This window comes from Streptomyces sp. NBC_00414, assembly GCF_036038375.1.
Lineage (GTDB): Bacteria > Actinomycetota > Actinomycetes > Streptomycetales > Streptomycetaceae > Streptomyces.
In genome coordinates, this window is sequence record NZ_CP107935.1 from 941,209 (window position 1) to 959,838 (window position 18,630).

An 18,630-nucleotide genomic window follows, 5' to 3' on the forward strand; every position below is an offset into this window, starting at 1 on the left:
CCCCACCTCCTCGGCCCCGAGCACAAGGAGCAGCCATGACCGACACCATCCCCACCCGCCCCACCCGCCCCACCCCGCACCACCCGATCGCGATCATCGGCGGCGGCCTCGGCGGTCTCACTCTGGCCCGGGTGCTGCACGTCGGCGGCATCGAGGCGGCCGTCTTCGATCTGGAGGCCTCCGCCACGGTCCGCGGCCAGGGCGGCATGCTCGACATCCACGAGGGATCCGGCCAGGCCGCGCTTCGGACCGCCGGCCTGTACGAGGAGTTCCGCGCCCTGATCCATCCCGGTGGTGAGGCGATGCGCCTGGTCGACCCGCAGGGCACGGTGCGTCTGGCGGAGGCGGACGACGGCAGTGGCGCCCGCCCCGAAGTGGACCGCGGGCAGTTGCGCGACCTGCTGCTGAACTCGCTTCCGGCGGACACGATCCGCTGGGGGAAGCGGGCGACCGGCGCCCGGGCGCTGGGCAGCGGCCGTCACGAGGTGGCCTTCGCGGACGGCACGACGATCACCACCGACCTGCTCGTCGGCGCGGACGGCGCCTGGTCGCGCATCCGCCCCCTCGTCTCGGACGCCCTGCCCGCCTACACGGGGATCTCCTTCATCGAGACCGATCTGCACCAGGCCGCAACCCGCCACCCGGCCTGCGCGCAGCTGATCGGCAGTGGGTTCTTCATGTGCCTCGGCGACCACAAGGCCTTCCTCGCCCACAACGAGGCCGACGGCAGCATTCACGTCTACACCGCGCTCAAGACGGCCGAGAGCTGGCTCGACAGCATCGACTTCACCGACCCGGAGGCGACGAAGAAGGCAGTCCTCACCCACTTCGACGGCTGGCACGAGGACCTGCGCGCGCTGGTCGCCGACGCGGACGAGCCCCCGGTGCCGCGCCGTATCCACGCCCTGCCGGTGGGCCACCGCTGGGACCACCGCACCGGCGTCACCCTGCTGGGCGATGCCGCGCACCTGATGTCCCCCTTCGCGGGTGAGGGCGCCAACCTCGCCATGCTCGACGGCGCCCGGCTCGGCCAGGAGATCACCGACCGGGCCGGCGACACCGAGTCCGCCCTCGGCGCGTACGAGGAGGAACTGTTCCCCCGCAGCGAGGCGTCCGCAGTCGAGTCGGCCGCTGGCCTGGAGCTGATGTTCGGCGACAACGCCTTGCAGGGCCTGCTCGACCAGTTCGCCTCACACCCGCACGCCGCAGGCTGAGGTCGCCGCGCGGCTCGCGGCGCGGCTCACGGCCCGGCTCAGGCGACCGGCCCTGCGGGCTCCGTGGGCCCCATGGGCTCTGTGGGCTCTGTGGGCTCCGTAGGCTCCGTAGGCTGCGTGGGCTGCGTGGGCTGCGTGGGCTGCGTGGGCTGCGTGGGCTCCTGGCGTTCCTGCTCCCCCGCCGCCTCGGCGCGGCGCAACCCGCTGTAGCGTTCCCACAGTTCAGGTCGCGTATCGTCCATGTACCAGGCACGCAGGAAGAGTTCCAGGAAGGCGCTCTCCGTCTCGTCGCCGCCGCGGCGGTAGAACTCGGGGTCCGACTCGACCCATGCGGCCACCGGACGCCACCCGGCCGGATCCTCGGACACGGTCACCCGGAAAACGGCACCGCCGGTCCAACTCCGGTGCAGCAGCAGCTGGTCGCCCTCCAGATACGCGTCCCACTTCTCGTCCATGTTCAGTGACCGCACGCCGTGCCGCACGCGCTGCCACTGCCCGGGCGTCCACACCAGCTTCGGGGCCGGAATGCTCTCGGGCCTGCGCAACGGTGTCACGCCATCGCCCAGTGCGGTACGGGTGAGGTCCTCGCCCAGTTCGCCTTCCGCGACCCACTCCGGCAGCGCCTCGGTCGCGGCCCGCCACGCGGCGGGGATGCCCTCCGTGCCCACGCGCGCGGCGATGATCCCACCGACGATCGCGCACGTGGTGTCCACGTCCCCGCCCACCGACGCGCACGCCCACAACGCCTCCTCGAAGTCCTCCAGGTGCCGGGCCGCGCACCACAGGGCGAAGGGCACCGTGTCCGCCGCGCTCACCCGCCGCCCGTTGCCCAGCCGATGCGCCGCGTAGTCGGCATGCGGCTGGCTCAGCAGCTCCCGCGCCTCGGCCACGCCCGACCGGATCCGGCCCTCCGGTGTCAGTTCCTCCACCGTGGCCAGCAACTGGGCCCCGGTCACCGGCCGTACCCGCCCGCGCGCCGCACAGGCCGCGGCCACCGCGATCGCGACGGCTCCGGCCACGGCCTCCGGGTGCGTGTGCGTCACCCGCGCCTGCCGGCCTGCCTGCGCGGCAGCCTCGGCCGGGTCCACGGCGAACCAGGCCCCCAGGGGCGCCACCCGCATCGCGGCCCCGTTGCCCCACGACCCCTGACCGTCGAACAGTCCCGCGGCCAGTTCCTGCCAGCTTCCGCCCTCCCGGACCAGGCGCAGCAGCCGGTTCATCGCCGGGCCGTAACCGCGGTCGAAGTCGTGCCTGCGGGCGAAACTCTGCGCGAGGTCGTACTGGTCCACGCTGCCGCGCAGGCGCAGTACCTCGAAGACCGAGCAGGCCATCTCCGTGTCGTCCGTCCACGGCCACTCCGCGGCGGCCAACCGGCGCTCCCGCAGGCCGGGGAGATTCTCCGGCACGAAGAACTGGGCCCCGAAGGCGTCACCCACCGCCAGACCGCGCAGGGCATCACGGGCGGCGGAGCGGTGACCGAAGGATCCGGACAGACCGGAGAGACCGGGGGCGGAAAGATCGGAGCGATCGGAGATGGACGACGAAGCGGCGGAAGCTGCGGAAGCGGACGAAGTGGCGGAACGGGCGGCGGAAGGGTCGAGGAAGGGGAGATCGGTGGACATCCGGCTCATCCTGCCAAGTACGCCTGCCGCGGCGCCACATCCATTGCCGGCGCCGCGCGAGGTTAACTCCCCGAAAACTCATCGGACGAGACGGTGAAAATCTTCGTAGTTGTCATTGACATGTCAGCGTCTACGCGCGTCATCATGGGAGGCATGAGATTCCCCCCACGGATCACTCGCATCGGCGCCGCAGCCGCCGTTCTGTCCGCTCTTCTCGTCGGCGGCACCGCGACCGCCGACGCCGCGGGCACGTCCGCCTCGGCGGTCGGCAGCATCTGCTACGGCAGTCTGCCGTCCCAGGCACACGACACGCTGGACCTGATCGAGCAGGGCGGTCCTTACCCCTACTCGCAGGACGGCAGCGTCTTCCAGAACCGGGAAGGCATCCTGCCCGGCCAGTCGACCGGCTACTACCACGAGTACACGGTGATCACGCCCGGCTCCTCCACGCGCGGTGCCCGTCGCATCGTCACCGGTGAGAAAGTCCGGGAGGACTACTACACGTCCGACCACTACGCCTCGTTCAGGCTGGTCAACTACAGCTGCTGACCCCGGATCCACCTTCGTACGAGAACCCTCGCCCCGCGGACCCCCCACACCCATCGGCCGCGGGGCGAGGTGCGTCCGGCAGCGCACCACGGGGCCCCCGTCGCCCGGCCCTCCCCACCCTGTCCATGGCGGGTGAGGCGGAGGTCACCGGAGTCACGAGGGCAAGGTCACAGGCCTGGCCTCTGCTGTGACTCAAGGAATCTGCCCTAGCATCCGAGCATGACGGTCCTGCCCAACGACGGGCTCTCGCTGGCCGCCGAGTTTCCTTCCGCGACACATGAACAGTGGCGACGCCTCGTGGCGGGCGTGCTGAGCAAGTCGGGCAAGGTTGTCTCGGACGAGACGGCGGAGACAGCCCTGTCCACCGCGCTGGAGGACGGGCTCACCACCCGTCCTCTGTACACGGCGCACGACGACGCTCCCGATCCCGGCTTCCCCGGCTTCGCGCCCTTCGTACGAGGCGCCCGGCCCGACGGGAACACCGTCGGCGGCTGGGGCGTACGCCAGCGGCACACGACGGCCGACGGCGCCGCGGTCCTCGCGGACCTGGAGAACGGCGTCTCCTCGCTCTGGCTGGTCGTCGGCGAGGGCGGTTTCCCCGTGTCGTCGCTCGCCCAGGTCCTGGAAGGTGTCTACCTCGACCTGGCACCCGTCGTCCTCGACGCGGGACGCGACGTCGAGCCGGCCGCGCGGGAGCTGCTGCGGCTGTACGAGGAGCGGGGAGTCGCCAAGGACGCGGTACGCGGCAGTCTCGGCGCGGACCCGCTGGGCCACGAGGCGCGCAGCGGCGAGGCGTTGGACTTCGCACCGGCCGCCGCTCTCGCACAGCGGTGCGCCGAGGAGTACCCGGGGCTGCGGGCCCTGACCGTGGACGCGTTGCCGTACCACGAGGCGGGCGGCTCCGCCGCGCAGGAGCTGGGCGCTTCCCTGGCGACCGGTGTCGCGTATCTGCGGGAGCTGACCGAGGCGGGACTCTCCGCCGAACAGGCCTGCGGACAGCTGGAGTTCCGATACGCGGCCACCGCCGACCAGTTCCTCACCATCGCCAAGCTGCGCGCCGCCCGCCGGCTCTGGGCGCGGGTCGCCGAGGTGTGCGGGGCGCCGGCGGCGGGGGCACAGGTGCAGCACGCCGTGACCTCGCCGGTGATGATGTCGCGCCGCGATCCGTGGGTGAACATGCTGCGCACGACCATCGCCACGCTCGCCGCCGGAGTGGGCGGCGCCGACGCCGTCACCGTGCTCCCCTTCGACCACGCCCTCGGGCTGCCGGACGCGTTCGCCCGCCGGATCGCCCGCAACACCTCGACGATCCTGGTCGAGGAGTCGCATCTGGCACGGGTGATCGACCCGGCGGGCGGCTCCTGGTACGTGGAGCGGCTGACCGACGAACTCGCCCACGCGGGCTGGGAGTTCTTCCAGCACATCGAGGGCCTCGGCGGTCAGGCGGCCGCCCTGCGCTCGAGCCGGCTCGGCCAGGACCTGGCGGAGACCTGGGCTGCGCGCAGCGCGAAGCTCGCCGAGCGGCGTGAACCCATCACCGGGGTCAGCGAGTTCCCGAACCTCACCGAGCGCGTCCCCGAGCGCCGGCCCGTACCGGAGCCGTCGTCCGGCGGGCTCCCGAGGGTGCGCCGCGACGAGGCGTACGAGGTGTTGCGGGCCCGTTCCGACGCGCATCTCGCCGCCACCGGAACCCGGCCGCGCGTCTACCTGGCCACCATCGGCCCCGCCGCCGCGCACACCGCCCGGACCTCCTTCGTCTCGAACCTCTTCCAGGCCGGCGGCATCGAGCCCGTCACCGAGGGTTCCTTCGAGGACAGCGGAGCCACCGAGGCGTGTCTGTGTTCCAGTGACGCGCTGTACGAGGAGCAGGCCGCGAGCACGGCCCGGGCCCTGCGAGCGGCAGGCGCCAGGCACGTGTTCCTCGCCGGCCGGCCCGGGCAGTACACGGATGTCGACGCGTACGTCTTCGCGGGCTGCGACGCCGTCGCCGTGCTCTCCGCCACCCTCGACCGCATGGGAGTGTCCTGATGGGAATCCCCGACTTCTCCGGGATCCAGCTGGGGACCCCGACCACCGGCTCCGGCATCGACGCCGGTGCCGACGACTGGCGCAGGGCCGTCAAGAAGGCGACCGGCGACGACGAGGCGTTCTGGGAGACCCCGGAGGGCATCGCGGTCAAGCCGCTGTACACCGGCCGTGACCTGGAGGGCCTGGACTTCCTGGGGACCTATCCGGGCGTCGCGCCGTACCTGCGCGGGCCGTACCCCACGATGTACGTCAATCAGCCCTGGACGATCCGTCAGTACGCGGGGTTCTCGACGGCCGAGGAGTCCAACGCCTTCTACCGCCGCAACCTGGCCGCCGGTCAGAAGGGTCTGTCGGTCGCCTTCGACCTGCCGACCCACCGCGGCTACGACAGCGACCACCCGCGGGTGACGGGTGACGTCGGCATGGCGGGCGTGGCCATCGACTCCATCCTCGACATGCGTCAGCTGTTCGACGGCATCCCGCTGGACAAGATGTCCGTCTCGATGACGATGAACGGCGCCGTGCTGCCCGTGCTCGCGCTGTACATCGTGGCGGCGGAGGAGCAGGGCGTACCGCCGGAGAAGCTGGCCGGGACCATCCAGAACGACATCCTCAAGGAGTTCATGGTCCGCAACACCTACATCTATCCGCCGAAGCCGTCGATGCGGATCATCTCCGACATCTTCGCCTTCACCTCGCAGCGGATGCCCCGCTACAACTCCATCTCCATCTCCGGCTATCACATCCAGGAAGCCGGGGCGACGGCCGACCTGGAGCTGGCGTACACCCTCGCCGACGGCGTCGAGTACATCCGGGCGGGCCGCGAAGTGGGCCTGGACGTCGACGCGTTCGCGCCGCGGCTGTCCTTCTTCTGGGCGATCGGCATGAACTTCTTCATGGAGGTCGCCAAGTTGCGGGCGGCGCGCCTGCTGTGGGCGAAGCTGGTCAGGCAGTTCGACCCGCAGAACGCCAAGTCCCTCTCCCTGCGCACCCATTCGCAGACCTCCGGGTGGTCGCTCACCGCGCAGGACGTGTTCAACAACGTGACACGCACATGTGTCGAGGCGATGGCGGCGACGCAGGGCCACACCCAGTCGCTGCACACCAACGCCCTCGACGAGGCGCTCGCCCTGCCCACCGACTTCTCCGCGCGCATCGCCCGCAACACCCAGCTGCTGATCCAGCAGGAGTCGGGCACCACCCGGGTCATCGACCCGTGGGGCGGCAGCGCGTACGTCGAGAAGCTCACGTACGACCTGGCCCGGCGGGCCTGGCAGCACATCGAGGAGGTCGAGGCGGCGGGCGGTATGGCCAAGGCCATCGACGCGGGCATCCCCAAGCTGCGCATTGAGGAGGCGGCGGCCCGCACCCAGGCCCGGATCGACTCCGGCCGCCAGCCGGTGATCGGCGTCAACAAGTACCGCGTCGAGACCGACGAGCAGATCGACGTCCTCACCGTCGACAACTCCTCCGTACGCACCCAGCAGATCGAGAAGCTGCGGCGGCTGCGGGCGGAGCGGGACGAGACGGCGTGCCAGGACTCCCTCGACGCCCTGACCCGGGCGGCCGGCGGCGAGGGCAACCTCCTCGAACTGGCGGTGAACGCGGCACGCGCCAAGGCGACCGTCGGGGAGATCTCCGACGCCCTGGAGAAGGTGTACGGGCGGCACGCGGGCCAGATCCGTACGATCTCCGGTGTGTACCGCAACGAAGCAGGGGAGTCCCCGTCCGTGGACCGCACCCGGTCGCTCGTCGACTCCTTCGAGGAGGCCGAGGGCCGTCGCCCGCGCATCCTGGTCGCCAAGATGGGCCAGGACGGGCACGACCGCGGCCAGAAGGTGATCGCCACGGCCTTCGCCGACCTCGGCTTCGACGTGGACGTCGGCCCGCTGTTCCAGACCCCGGGCGAGGTGGCCCGCCAGGCGGTGGAGGCGGACGTGCACATCGTGGGCGTCTCCTCGCTTGCCGCCGGGCACCTCACCCTCGTACCGGCGCTGCGGGAGGAGCTGGCCGCGGAGGGCCGCGACGACATCATGGTCGTCGTCGGCGGGGTGATTCCGCCGCAGGACGTGCCGACCCTGCTGGAGATGGGCGCGGCGGCCGTGTTCCCGCCCGGGACGGTGATCCCGGAGGCGGCCTACGACCTCGTGCGGCGGCTGTCGACCGGTCTCGGGCACGACCTGTGATCGAACTCGACACCTACGTCAAGGGTGTTCTCGACGGGAAGCGGGCGCTGGTCGCGCGCGCCATCACGCTCGTCGAGTCCACCCGGCCGCAGCACCGTTCGCTGGCGCAGGAGTTGCTGACCGAGCTGCTCCCGCACAGCGGGCGGGCCCGGCGGATCGGCGTCAGCGGTGTCCCGGGTGTCGGCAAGTCGACGTTCATCGACGCGTTCGGCACGATGCTGACCGGGCTGGGTCACCGGGTGGCGGTGCTGGCCGTGGACCCCTCGTCCAGCCGTACGGGCGGCTCGATCCTGGGCGACAAGACCCGGATGGAACGCCTTGCCGTCGACCCGGCGGCCTTCATCCGCCCCTCCCCCACCGCGGGAACCCTCGGCGGGGTGGCCAAGGCGACCCGCGAGTCGATCGTCGTCATGGAGGCGGCGGGCTACGACGTGGTGCTGGTGGAGACGGTCGGCGTCGGCCAGTCGGAGACCGCGGTCGCGAACATGGTCGACACCTTCCTGCTGCTGACACTGGCCCGCACCGGCGACCAGCTCCAGGGCATCAAGAAGGGCGTCCTTGAACTGGCGGACGTCATCGCCGTCAACAAGGCGGACGGCCCGCACGAGCGCGACGCGCAGGCCGCCGCACGGGAGCTGGCGGGCGCCCTGCGGCTGATGCACGGCAAGGACGCGGCCTGGACCCCGCCCGTGCTGAGCTGCAGTGCCCGCGACGGGGTCGGCCTCGACACCGTCTGGGAACGCCTCGAACAGCACCGCACGCTGCTCGACTCGACCGGCCGGCTCGCCGCCAAGCGCCGCGACCAGCAGGTCGACTGGACCTGGACCATGGTCCGCGACGAGCTGCTCGGCCGCCTGCACGCCGATCCGGCCGTACGAGCGCTCGCGCCCGCGCTCGAAGAACAGGTGCGCGACGGCGAGTTGACGGCCACGCTCGCCGCCGAGCGGATTCTGCGGACGTTCGGCGAACCGGGGCGCTGAACGTCCGGCGGCGGTCGGTGGGTCAGTCGGTCACGAGGTGCTGTCCCGGACATCGAGGTGGGCCCACGGGTCGTCGACCTGCTGCGCCCCGGCCGCTTCCTCCTGGGCTGCCGCCTCGGCGGCCGCCGCCTTGGCCCGCTTCTTGAAAGCCACGGTCCGACGGGCCTTGGCGATGACCTCGTCGTGGTCCCACCCGAACGTCGCCATGTCGAGCCGGGCGTCGAAAGCGGTCAGCAGTTCGGGGCTGATCTCCGCGAGTGCGGTGCGCAGCTCGGCGAGCGTCTGCGGACCTTCGGCGAACTCGAACTCGTACGGGTCCGAGGATGCCTCTGAGCTCGGCTCGTGCGGTAGCGCGGACATGTGTGTGACCTCCGGTCGTGATGTCACCACGGTACGCGGTGGAGGTGGCGGCCGTGCACGGAGGACCGCACACCGACGGGCGGGCACTCCTGGGGCCCGGTGACGACCGCATCACGATGCGGCGCACGGGCGTAGCCGGTCGCGGGGCCCCTCGTTGAACGTGGCATGACGACATGTGACGAGGACGGGCGTTCGACGGTCTTCGCCGCACGAGTGCCGGGCGGGTCCCGGCTCGACGACGAGAGCGACTGCCGTTGGTGCAGGATCCTCCTGGGTCCCGGCTTCCCGGGTTCCGGCTCCGTCGCGGGAACCGTCCGGGCGGAACCCGAGTCCGTGTGGCGCACCGGGCACTGCACCAGGCGTGTGCGCGCCTGGCTGGGCACCGTGGGCTTGCGCGTGTGGCTGGACACCCTGGGCGTGCGCGCGTGGCTGGAGCGGACGCGGACGGTGATGCTCCCGGTGGCCGCGATCACCGTACTGGCCGCGCTGACGCTGGTGACCATGGCCTGATCCGGTGCCGTCGCCCCGGTCCGCGAACTGCCACGAAATGCCCGGCCGTTGTGGAGAGACGAAGTCCGGACCGTCCTGGGAGGGTGAACGCGCGGCCGCCGCCATGGTCGGCGATGGCGGCGGCCCTCAGCGGGTGCGCGTCAATCGCTTCGACCGGGCGCTCCGTGAACGTTATGGTCACGCGCATGTGGGCGGACGTGGGCGGGGTCGACTGGGCGGCACTCAAGCACAACTACGGGTCGGCCGAGGACGTGCCCGGCCTGTTGGAACGGTGCGCGGGGCCCCGGGCCGACGACGCGGACGCCGCGGCGGACGAACTGCTCAACCTGCTGTTCCATCAGGGCGGCTGGATCTGTTCCGCGGTCCCCGCGGCGCTGCCGTTCCTGATCCGGCTGGCCACCATGCCCGCTGTGCCGAGCCGCAGAGCGGTACTGGACCTCCTGGCCATGCTCGCCTCGGAAGCGACCGAGGTCCGCGAGCGGTTCCTCGATCCGGCCTGGCAGCCGGCGTGGGCACGGGCCCTGCCCGATGTGCTGGCGCTGCTGGACGATCCCGAACCACGGATCCGGCGCTCGGCGGCCGAGATCGTCGGCGTCTGCGAGAGCTCCGGTGAACTGACGCTGCCCGCGCTGTTGCGACGCCTGCGCGCGGAGGACGATCCGGCAGCCCGTCTGGAACTGGTCCTCGCGCTCGGCCAGGCGGTGCGCCGAGAGCCGGCCGGTGACCGTGCCTCTGAGGTCGTGTTCCTGCTGGGAGAGCTGGTCGAAGCGCCCGAGGCACAGGTGCGTCTGGCAGCGGTGCACGCGCTGACTCCCGGTGCGCCGGACCTCCCGGCAGAACGCCTGGATCTGCTGCTCGAAGCGGTCCGGGACCCGAGTGTCGGTGTGTGGCGCCGGACAAGTTCGCTCGAGGCCCGGCCGGAGGGCGTCCAGCAGTGGACGGCCGGGCTGCTCCCCGGCCCCGATCCGTCCTTCGCACTCGGCCTGCTGGCCTGGCATCCCGACGAAGAGCAGCGGATCGGCGCGCTGGGCCAGGCGGGCAGGTCGCTGTGCCGGTGACGCTCCCCCACGACCGCGCTCCTGCCTGCCGTCGCCGACCGGTTGGCCGATCCTGTCGTCGAGGTCCGCTTCCGTGCGGCGGAGCTGATGGCCTGCCTCGGACCGGCTGCCGCGGTGCACGCCGACGGCGTGGCCGCGCTACTCGGCGACACCGGAGCCCGTACGACGCGTCAGCGGGAGACGGTCGGCGAAGCGGCCCTGTGGGCGCTGGCCCGGATGAACGATCCCCGCTGTCTGCCCGGCCTGGTAGAGCTGATCGCCGGAGGGCCGTCCGGCTTCGCGTCGAACTCCGCCCATCGCCCCGCGTCCGACTGGCATCGTCCGGTCCTCCCCGCACCGTACGAGGCACTGCTGTGCCTGCCGGAGCACGCCGACGTCCTCATGCCGGCGATCCGCGACCGGCTCCACCCCGCCACGCGACAGGACCTCCTCAGGAGCCTCTGCGAGGTGCTCGCGCACTGGGGCGCCGCCGCCGAGCCGGCTGTCCCGCACCTGGTGAACCTGCTGGACGACGACGCGACCTGGGTTCCGGCGGCAACGGCCCTGTCAGGAATCGGTACGGCTGGATTCGGTACGACAGGAGTCAGTACTGCAGGAGGCAGTACTGCAGGAGGCAGTACTGCGGGAGTCGGTACGCCAGGGATCGGTACGGGAGGCGGCGGTGCGGCAGGCACCAGGGTCCTCGACACGCTGGCCGGCCGATTCGGTTCCGGCGGCAACGAGGCGGAGCTCGCGGCCTGGACGTACTGGCGGGTCGGCGGCGATCCCGAACCCGCTCTGGACCTGCTCGGAGCCGCGATCACCGCGGACCGTTTCGTACACACCGCCTTGCGCAGGCTCGCCGACCTCGGTCCGCGTGCCGCGTGCCTCACCGATCGCCTCAGGGTTCTGGCGGCGAGCACCGATTCCTGGACCGGCGTCGAGGCGGCGCACGCGCTCTGGGCCACGACCGGTGACACCGGGACCGCCGTCCCCGTGCTGACGAAGGCCGTCCAGGCCCTGCCCGGCGGCACCTACCTGCCGGTCATGCTCCCGGCGGTACGCCACCTGACGCGCATCGGCGTCGCGGCCCGCCCGGCCGCCTCCCTGCTGGCGGACGTCGACGGCCTCGATCAACGTCTCCGTAACAGCGGAGGCCGGCGGGGCTTCACCCAGGACGAGAGCATCCGTACCGCCATCGACGAGCTGCTCGTCGCGACCGCCGGAATCACCCGGAACGGCTGACCCGACGAGGCGCTCCGCCTCCGCACGGCGGCCGTTCCGTTTGCGGCCCGGCGCGTCCGCACGGCAGGGTTCGGGGGTGGCTACCTTGCTGATCGTGCACCACACCCCCTCACCCAACTGCCAGGCGATGTTCGAGGCCGTCGTCTCCGGCGCGAACGACCCGGAGATCGAAGGCGTACGCGTCGTCCGGCGGGCGGCCCTGTCCGCCACGGCCGCCGACGTGCTGGCCGCCGACGGATACCTGCTCGGTACTCCGGCGAACCTGGGCTACATGTCCGGTGCCCTGAAGCACTTCTTCGACCAGATCTACTACCCCTGCCTCGACGAGACCCAGGGCAGGCCCTTCGGCTACTACGTGCACGGCGGCAACGACGTCACCGGAGCGGTGCGAGGCATCGAGTCGATCACCAAGGGCCTGGGCTGGCGACGCTCGGCGGAGGCCGTGACCGTGACGGGCGAGCCCGACAAGGCCGACATCCAGGCGTGTTGGGAGCTGGGTGCCACCGTCGCCGCGGGGCTGATGAGCTGACCGCGCCCGGTCGGGCGGCCGGGCGGCACACTGGCAGCGTGCGCGTACACCGCTTTCGGCCCCCTCCCCGCTGGGGCCGTCTCCGCGGTGAGCGGTACGGCGGCCTGCGTCGCGGAGTTGCTCGCGACCCCGGGCCTTGAGGCACACGCGGTCACGGCAACCACCGCGGTCGGCTGAGCGGGCAGGGCTCCGAGCGGACGCGGCTACGGCGTCACAGCATTCTCACCGCGCCGACGGCTCTCGCGTCCCGCTCACGTCGCTCACGGCGCGAGCAGCAGGCTGTCGCCGCGCTCCTTGGCGGCGGCGTAACGCCTCGCCACGTCCTGCCAGTTGACGACGGCCCACATGGCGTCGATGAAGTCGACCTTCTGGTTCCTGTACTGGAGGTAGAAGGCGTGCTCCCAGGCGTCGAAGACCAGGATCGGGGTCGAGCCCTGGCCGACGTTGCCCTGGTGGTCGTAGACCTGCTCGACGATCAGACGGCCGCTGAGCGGCTCGTAGGCGAGGACGCCCCAGCCCGAACCCTGCGTGGTCGCGGACGCCTTGGTGAGCTGCGCCTTGAACTTGGCGAAGGAGCCGAAGGACTCGGCGATCGCGTCCGCAAGGTCGCCCACGCCGTCCTTGTCGAGGGGCTCGCCGCCGCCGTCGCCGGTCATGTTGTGCCAGTAGATGGAGTGCAGGATGTGGCCGGAGAGGTGGAAGGCGAGGTTCTTCTCCAGGCCGTTGATCGAGCCCCACGCCTCCTTGTCACGGGCCTCCGCGAGCTGCTCCAGGGTGTCGTTCGCGCCCTTCACGTACGCCGCGTGGTGCTTGTCGTGATGCAGCTCGACGATCTGGGGGTTGATGACCGGTTCGAGCGCCGCGTAGTCGTACGGAAGCTCCGGGAGTGTGTAAACCGCCATGTCCAACATCCTTCGAACTTGTTATTGCAACTAATGTGCAGTTGCACGCTAGCAGCAGAAGAAGCGGGACGCCCGTCATCAACACAGCAAGGGCCGGAGGGGTTTCCCCTCCGGCCCTTGCTGTCGCCCGCTGCCGACTGCTGTCGACTCAGTACGTGGGCGTCACTCCTCGCCCTCCAGGTCCCCTTCCGTCTCCAGGTACACCTGGCGCAGCGCTTCCAGCACCGCCGGGTCCGGCTTCTCCCACATCCCGCGCGACTCCGCTTCGAGCAGCCGCTCGGCGATGCCGTGCAGGGCCCAGGGATTGGCCTGCTGGAGGAACTCACGGTTGGTCGGGTCCAGGACGTACGTCTCGGTGAGCTTGTCGTACATCCAGTCGGCGATCACACCCGTGGTGGCGTCGTAACCGAAGAGGTAGTCGACGGTGGCGGCGAGTTCGAAGGCGCCCTTGTAACCGTGGCGGCGCATCGCCTCGATCCACTTGGGGTTGACGACCCGGGCACGGAAGACCCGGGAGGTCTCCTCGACGAGCGTGCGGGTGCGGACGGTCTCGGGGCGGGTGGAGTCGCCGATGTACGCCTCGGGGGCGGTGCCGCGCAGGGCACGGACGGTGGCGACCATGCCGCCGTGGTACTGGAAGTAGTCGTCCGAGTCCGCGATGTCGTGCTCGCGGGTGTCCGTGTTCTTGGCGGCGACCGCGATGCGCTTGTACGCGGTCTCCATCTCGTCCCGGGCCGGGCGGCCGTCGAGTTCACGGCCGTAGGCGTAGCCGCCCCACACCGTGTAGACCTCGGCGAGGTCGGCGTCGGTGCGCCAGTCGCGGGAGTCGATGAGCTGGAGGATCCCGGCCCCGTACGTCCCCGGGCGGGAGCCGAAGATACGGGTGGTGGCGCGGCGTTCGTCGCCGTGTTCGGCCAGGTCGGCCTGGGTGTGGGCGCGTACGAAGTTGGCCTCGGCCGGTTCGTCGAGGGAGGCGGCCAGGCGTACGGCGTCGTCGAGCAGGCCGATCGTGTGCGGGAAGGCGTCGCGGAAGAAGCCCGAGATGCGCAGCGTCACGTCGACGCGGGGGCGGCCCAACTCCTCGTACGGGATGGCCTCCAGGCCGGTGACCCGGCGTGAGGCGTCGTCCCAGACGGGGCGGATACCGAGCAGGGCGAGCGCCTCGGCCACGTCGTCGCCCGCCGTGCGCATCGCGCTCGTGCCCCACAGGGAGAGGCCGACGGAGGTGGGCCAGTCGCCGTTGTCGGTGCGGTAGCGCTCCAGGAGGGAGTCGGCGAGGGCCTGGCCGGTCTCCCAGGCGAGCCGGGACGGGACGGCCTTGGGGTCGACCGAGTAGAAGTTCCGGCCGGTCGGCAGGACGTTGACCAGGCCGCGCAGGGGCGATCCGGAGGGGCCCGCGGGGACGAAGCCGCCGTTCAGGGCGTGCACGGTGTGGTCGAGTTCGGCGGTGGTCCCGGCGAGGCGCGGGACGACCTCTCGGGCGGCGAACTCCAGGATGGCGGCGACCTGTTCGCCCTGGTCTGTGGGGACGGCGGCCGGGTCCCAGTCGGCGTCGTCCATCGCCTGGACCAGGGCGCGGGCCTTGGCCTCGGCCTCGTCGGCGGTGGTGCGGGTCGCGGCCGACTCGTCCAGGCCGAGGGCCTCACGCAGGCCGGGCAGGGCGGAGGAGCCGCCCCAGATCTGGCGGGCGCGGAGGATGGCGAGGACGAGGTTGACGCGGTCCGCGCCCTTCGGCGGGTTGCCGAGGACGTGCAGGCCGTCGCGGATCTGGGCGTCCTTGATCTCGCACAGCCAGCCGTCGACATGGAGCAGGAAGTCGTCGAAGCCGTCGTCCTCGGGGCGGTCCTCCAGGCCGAGGTCGTGGTCGAGCTTGGCGGCCTGGATGAGGGTCCAGATCTGGGCGCGGATCGCGGGCAGCTTCGCCGGGTCCATGGCGGCGATCTGGGCGTGCTCGTCGAGCAGTTGCTCCAGGCGCGCGATGTCCCCGTAGGACTCGGCGCGGGCCATCGGCGGGACCAGGTGGTCGACGAGCGTGGCGTGCACGCGGCGCTTGGCCTGCGTGCCCTCACCCGGGTCGTTCACGAGGAACGGGTACACGAGGGGGATGTCCCCCAGCGCGGCGTCGGGACCGCAGGCGGCGGACAGGCCCGCGTTCTTGCCGGGCAGCCATTCCAGGTTGCCGTGCTTGCCGAGGTGGATCATCGCGTCCGCGCCGAAGCCGCCGTCCGCGTGTGCGGCGGCGATCCAGCGGTACGCGGCGAGGTAGTGGTGCGAGGGCGGCAGATCGGGGTCGTGGTAGATCGCGATCGGGTTCTCGCCGAAGCCGCGCGGCGGCTGGATGAGGATCAGCAGGTTCCCGCGGCGCAGGGCCGCGAGCACGATGTCGCCCTCCGGGTTGCCGCTGCGGTCGACGAACATCTCGCCGGGCGCCGGTCCCCAGTGCTGCTCGACGGCGGTGCGCAGGGAGGCGGGCAGGGTCGCGTACCAGCGCTTGTAGTCGGCGGCCGGGATACGGACCGGGTTGCGCGCCAGTTGCTCCTCGGTGAGCCAGTCCTGGTCGTGGCCGCCCGCCTCGATGAGCGCGCGGATCAGCTCGTCGCCGTCCCCGGAGACCAGTCCGGGGATGTCCTGCGCGGGCCCGAAGTCGTAGCCCTCGTCGAGGAGTCGGCGCAGGATCGCGACGGCGCTGGCGGGGGTGTCGAGGCCGACGGCGTTCCCGATCCGGGAGTGCTTGGTCGGGTACGCGGACAGGACCAGGGCCAGGCGCTTCTCGGCGGCCGGGATGTGCCTGAGGCGGGCGTGGCGTACGGCGATCCCGGCCACCCGGGCCGCGCGCTCGGGGTCGGCGACGTACGCCGGGAGGCCGTCCTCGTCGATCTCCTTGAAGGAGAACGGCACGGTGATCAGGCGGCCGTCGAACTCCGGCACCGCGATCTGGCTCGCCGCGTCCAGCGGTGAGACGCCCTCGTCGCTCTCCTCCCAGGCGGTCCGTGAGCCGGTCAGGCACAGGGCCTGGAGGATCGGGATGTCCAGGCCGGTGAGGGCGCCCGCGTCCCAGGACTCGTCGTCGCCGCCCGCGGAGGCCTCGGCGGGCTTGGTGCCGCCGGCCGCGAGAACGGTGGTGACGATCGCGTCGGCCGCCCGCAGCTCCTCGATCAGCTCCGGCTCGGGAGCGCGCAGCGAGGCGACGTACAGAGGGAGGGGACGGCCGCCCGCGTCCTCGACGGCGTCGCACAGGGCTCCGATGAACGCCGTGTTGCCGCTCATGTGGTGGGCCCGGTAGTAGAGCACGGCAATCGTCGGGGCGCCGTCGGCCGCACGGCCCGCGCGCTCCAGCGGGCCCCAGGTCGGTGCGGGCGCGGGCGGATCGAAGCCGTGGCCGGTCAGCAGGACCGTGTCGGAGAGGAAGCGGGCAAGCTGGTCGAGGTTGGCCGGGCCGCCGTGGGCGAGGTAGGCGTGGGCCTCGGCGGCGATACCGATGGGCACGGTGGAGGCGGCCATCAGCTGGGCGTCGGGGGCCTGTTCGCCGGTGAGGACGACGACCGGGCGGCCGTCGGCGAGCAGCAGGTCGAGGCCGTCCTCCCAGGCGCGCAGACCGCCGAGGAGACGTACGACGACCAGGTCGACGCCGTCCAGGAGGGCGGGGAGGCCGTCGATGTCGAGGCGGGACGGGTTGGCGAACCGGTAGGACACCGGACCATCGGCCGCGCGAGCGCTGAGCAGGTCGGTGTCGGACGTCGACAGCAGAAGGATCATGTGGCGTCGGGCCTTCCTCGGGGTCCGCGCCCCGGGCGGTGGTGGACATGGGTCTCCCCGTGCTCACGCGCGAACTCGTGAGCTGGGGAAAGGGAGTTCCTGGCTCACCCGGATTCTCTGGCCGGGCTCACAGTGGCGGGACCGCGCCGGCTTCGCACCGGCTTCCTCCCCTGCCGCCGTTGTGGCGGTGGCGGATCGGATGATCCACCGATAGAGATAGTAAGGGCCGGGGGAAAAGGGCGGGGCATACAGCCTGCGGGAACGTAGGTATGCTCGCCGCCATGTCCTCGGCTGCCCTCCGTCCATCGTCCCAGGCCACAGCGGTCTCACGGGACCGCGGTGACGCCTGCCCGGGGACCCTGCGGCTGCACGCGGCGGACGACGGGGCGCTGGCCCGGGTCCGGATTCCGGGCGGTGTGCTGACTCTCAGCCAGGCCGAGGCGCTCGCCGACGCCACTCAGCGGCTGGGCGACGGTGACTTGCATCTCACCTCGCGCGGCAACGTACAGGTGCGCGGGCTGGCTGACGGATGCGGAGCCGAACTGGCCGAGTTGCTGACCTCCGCCGGGCTGCTGCCCTCACGGGGACACGAGCGGGTGCGCAACATCGTCGCCTCCCCGCTGTCAGGTCTCGACGGAGGAGGCATGGACGGACGGGGTCTGGACGGACAAGGGCCGGACGGACGGGGGCTGCGGGACATACGGCCGTGGCTGTCGGCCCTCGACGCCGTGTTGTGTGCGAGCGAGGCGGCGCAGGCACTGTCGGGACGGTTCCTGTTCGCGCTCGACGACGGGCGCGGGGACCTCGCCGGACTCGACGCCGACGTGACGCTCCGGGCGGTGGCGGACGGCGGTGCGCAGCTCGGTCTCGGGGCGTCCGACCTGGCCCTTCACGTGTCCGCCGAGGACGCGCCGCGGGCCGCCATGGCGGCTGCGGAAGCGTTTCTGGAGGCTGAGCGGGCGAGTGGGGCACGCGCCTGGCGGGTGGCCGAGCTGGCGCTCGCCGACGACGAGTTGACCGCGGCGGTCGGTCGTCGTCTCACAGCGGAGAACATCAGCCACGAGAGGCAGGTGCGGGAAACAGCCCGCACCGAGGGCCCGCTGCCGGGAGCGGTCGGCGACGCGCTGTCCGTGCACATTCCGCTGGGCCGCCTCTCGGCTCCCCAGTGGCGGGAGTTGACGCGGACCACCACCTGTGAGCTGCGGCTGACCCCGTGGCGCGGTGTGGTTCTTCCCACTCCGGGAGCGAGCGCCGCGCAGGGGGCCGAGTCGCTGGCCCGCCTCGCCGCCGTCGGCCTCGTCACCGACCCCGACTCGCCCTGGCTGCGTGTCGGCGCCTGCATCGGCCGGCCGGGCTGCGCCAAGTCCCGGGCCGACGTACGGGCGGACGCGACCGGCACGCTCGGTGCGGTCGGCCCCCGCGGCCTCCCTCTGTACTGGTCCGGATGCGAGCGCCGTTGCGGGCACCCCCGAGGCGAGCGGATCGATGTCGTCGCCGCCCCGGAGGGCGGCTACCGGCTGTCCGTCGAGGTACCCGGCGGCGAACCGCGCACGGTCCCCCTGGACGACCCTTCCCAGCTCGCCGCCGCCCTGACGGCGATCACTCCATGAGCCTGAGCACGAATACGAGCACAAGCACGAATACGAGCACGAGCACGAACCTGCGTATGAGCCTGAGCCTGAGCCGTATGACGACCGAGAGCAGTGAGAGAA

Annotated in this window: 14 protein-coding genes and 1 riboswitch; of the genes, 10 read left to right on the forward strand and 4 right to left on the reverse strand. The window is 71.8% G+C overall.

The window, feature by feature from the left end; all coding sequences use genetic code 11:
• Positions 1–35: 35 nt before the first annotated feature.
• The gene (locus OHS59_RS04155; protein ID WP_328492017.1) at positions 36–1,214 is read left to right on the forward strand and encodes an FAD-dependent oxidoreductase; all 1,179 of its coding nucleotides are present in this window, start codon (positions 36–38) and stop codon (positions 1,212–1,214) included.
• A 38-nt stretch (positions 1,215–1,252) separates the two neighbouring features.
• On the opposite strand, the gene OHS59_RS04160 is transcribed toward OHS59_RS04155, so the two are convergent.
• Complete coding sequence (locus OHS59_RS04160) at positions 1,253–2,836, reverse strand: ADP-ribosylglycohydrolase family protein (RefSeq protein WP_328492018.1); 1,584 nt, start codon at positions 2,834–2,836, stop codon at positions 1,253–1,255.
• A gap of 153 nt (positions 2,837–2,989) precedes the next feature.
• Between OHS59_RS04160 and OHS59_RS04165 the strand changes: the two genes are divergently transcribed.
• The 4 genes from OHS59_RS04165 to meaB all read left to right on the forward strand — a co-directional run bounded on the left by OHS59_RS04165 (position 2,990) and on the right by meaB (position 8,579).
• Positions 2,990–3,385, forward strand: a complete 396-nt coding sequence (locus OHS59_RS04165) for a ribonuclease domain-containing protein (protein WP_328492019.1) — start codon at positions 2,990–2,992, stop codon at positions 3,383–3,385.
• Positions 3,386–3,604: 219 nt separating this feature from the next.
• Entirely contained in the window at positions 3,605–5,413 is a 1,809-nt protein-coding gene (locus OHS59_RS04170) for a methylmalonyl-CoA mutase family protein (protein ID WP_328492020.1), read from the forward strand.
• A complete protein-coding gene (gene scpA, locus OHS59_RS04175; RefSeq protein ID WP_328492021.1) occupies positions 5,413–7,599 on the forward strand; it encodes a methylmalonyl-CoA mutase in 2,187 nt (728 codons plus the stop codon). The genes OHS59_RS04170 and scpA overlap by 1 nt, the downstream gene beginning before the upstream one ends.
• Positions 7,596–8,579 (forward strand): methylmalonyl Co-A mutase-associated GTPase MeaB, encoded by a 984-nt coding sequence (gene meaB, locus OHS59_RS04180; RefSeq protein ID WP_328492022.1) that lies wholly within the window; start codon positions 7,596–7,598, stop codon positions 8,577–8,579. The genes scpA and meaB overlap by 4 nt, the downstream gene beginning before the upstream one ends.
• Positions 8,580–8,609: 30 nt before the next feature.
• Here meaB and OHS59_RS04185 read toward each other — a convergent pair whose 3' ends face one another.
• Complete coding sequence (locus tag OHS59_RS04185) at positions 8,610–8,939, reverse strand: hypothetical protein (RefSeq protein WP_328492023.1); 330 nt, start codon at positions 8,937–8,939, stop codon at positions 8,610–8,612.
• Between the two features lie 165 nt (positions 8,940–9,104).
• Here OHS59_RS04185 and OHS59_RS04190 point away from each other — a divergent pair, with 165 nt between their 5' ends.
• The 4 genes from OHS59_RS04190 (at position 9,105) to OHS59_RS04205 (ending at position 12,260) form a co-directional block, all read left to right on the forward strand.
• Positions 9,105–9,449 (forward strand): hypothetical protein, encoded by a 345-nt coding sequence (locus tag OHS59_RS04190; protein ID WP_328492024.1) that lies wholly within the window; start codon positions 9,105–9,107, stop codon positions 9,447–9,449.
• A 185-nt stretch (positions 9,450–9,634) separates the two neighbouring features.
• Positions 9,635–10,507 (forward strand): HEAT repeat domain-containing protein, encoded by an 873-nt coding sequence (locus OHS59_RS04195; protein WP_328492025.1) that lies wholly within the window; start codon positions 9,635–9,637, stop codon positions 10,505–10,507.
• 42 nt (positions 10,508–10,549) lie between these two features.
• On the forward strand, positions 10,550–11,731 hold the full coding sequence (locus OHS59_RS04200) for a hypothetical protein (protein ID WP_328492026.1): 1,182 nt from the start codon (positions 10,550–10,552) through the stop codon (positions 11,729–11,731).
• A 76-nt stretch (positions 11,732–11,807) separates the two neighbouring features.
• Positions 11,808–12,260: a flavodoxin family protein gene (locus tag OHS59_RS04205; protein ID WP_328492027.1), complete on the forward strand. Its 453-nt coding sequence runs from the start codon at positions 11,808–11,810 to the stop codon at positions 12,258–12,260.
• A gap of 260 nt (positions 12,261–12,520) precedes the next feature.
• Here the strand turns inward: OHS59_RS04205 and OHS59_RS04210 are convergent, their stop codons facing one another.
• Positions 12,521–13,162, reverse strand: a complete 642-nt coding sequence (locus OHS59_RS04210) for a superoxide dismutase (RefSeq protein WP_328492028.1) — start codon at positions 13,160–13,162, stop codon at positions 12,521–12,523.
• Between the two features lie 162 nt (positions 13,163–13,324).
• The gene (cobN, locus tag OHS59_RS04215; protein WP_328492029.1) at positions 13,325–16,918 is read right to left on the reverse strand and encodes a cobaltochelatase subunit CobN; all 3,594 of its coding nucleotides are present in this window, start codon (positions 16,916–16,918) and stop codon (positions 13,325–13,327) included.
• Between the two features lie 72 nt (positions 16,919–16,990).
• A riboswitch (cobalamin riboswitch) is annotated at positions 16,991–17,123 on the reverse strand.
• A 64-nt stretch (positions 17,124–17,187) separates the two neighbouring features.
• Here cobN and OHS59_RS04220 point away from each other — a divergent pair.
• Positions 17,188–18,528 (forward strand): cobalamin biosynthesis protein CobG, encoded by a 1,341-nt coding sequence (locus OHS59_RS04220; protein WP_328492030.1) that lies wholly within the window; start codon positions 17,188–17,190, stop codon positions 18,526–18,528.
• The last annotated feature ends 102 nt before the right edge of the window (positions 18,529–18,630 follow it).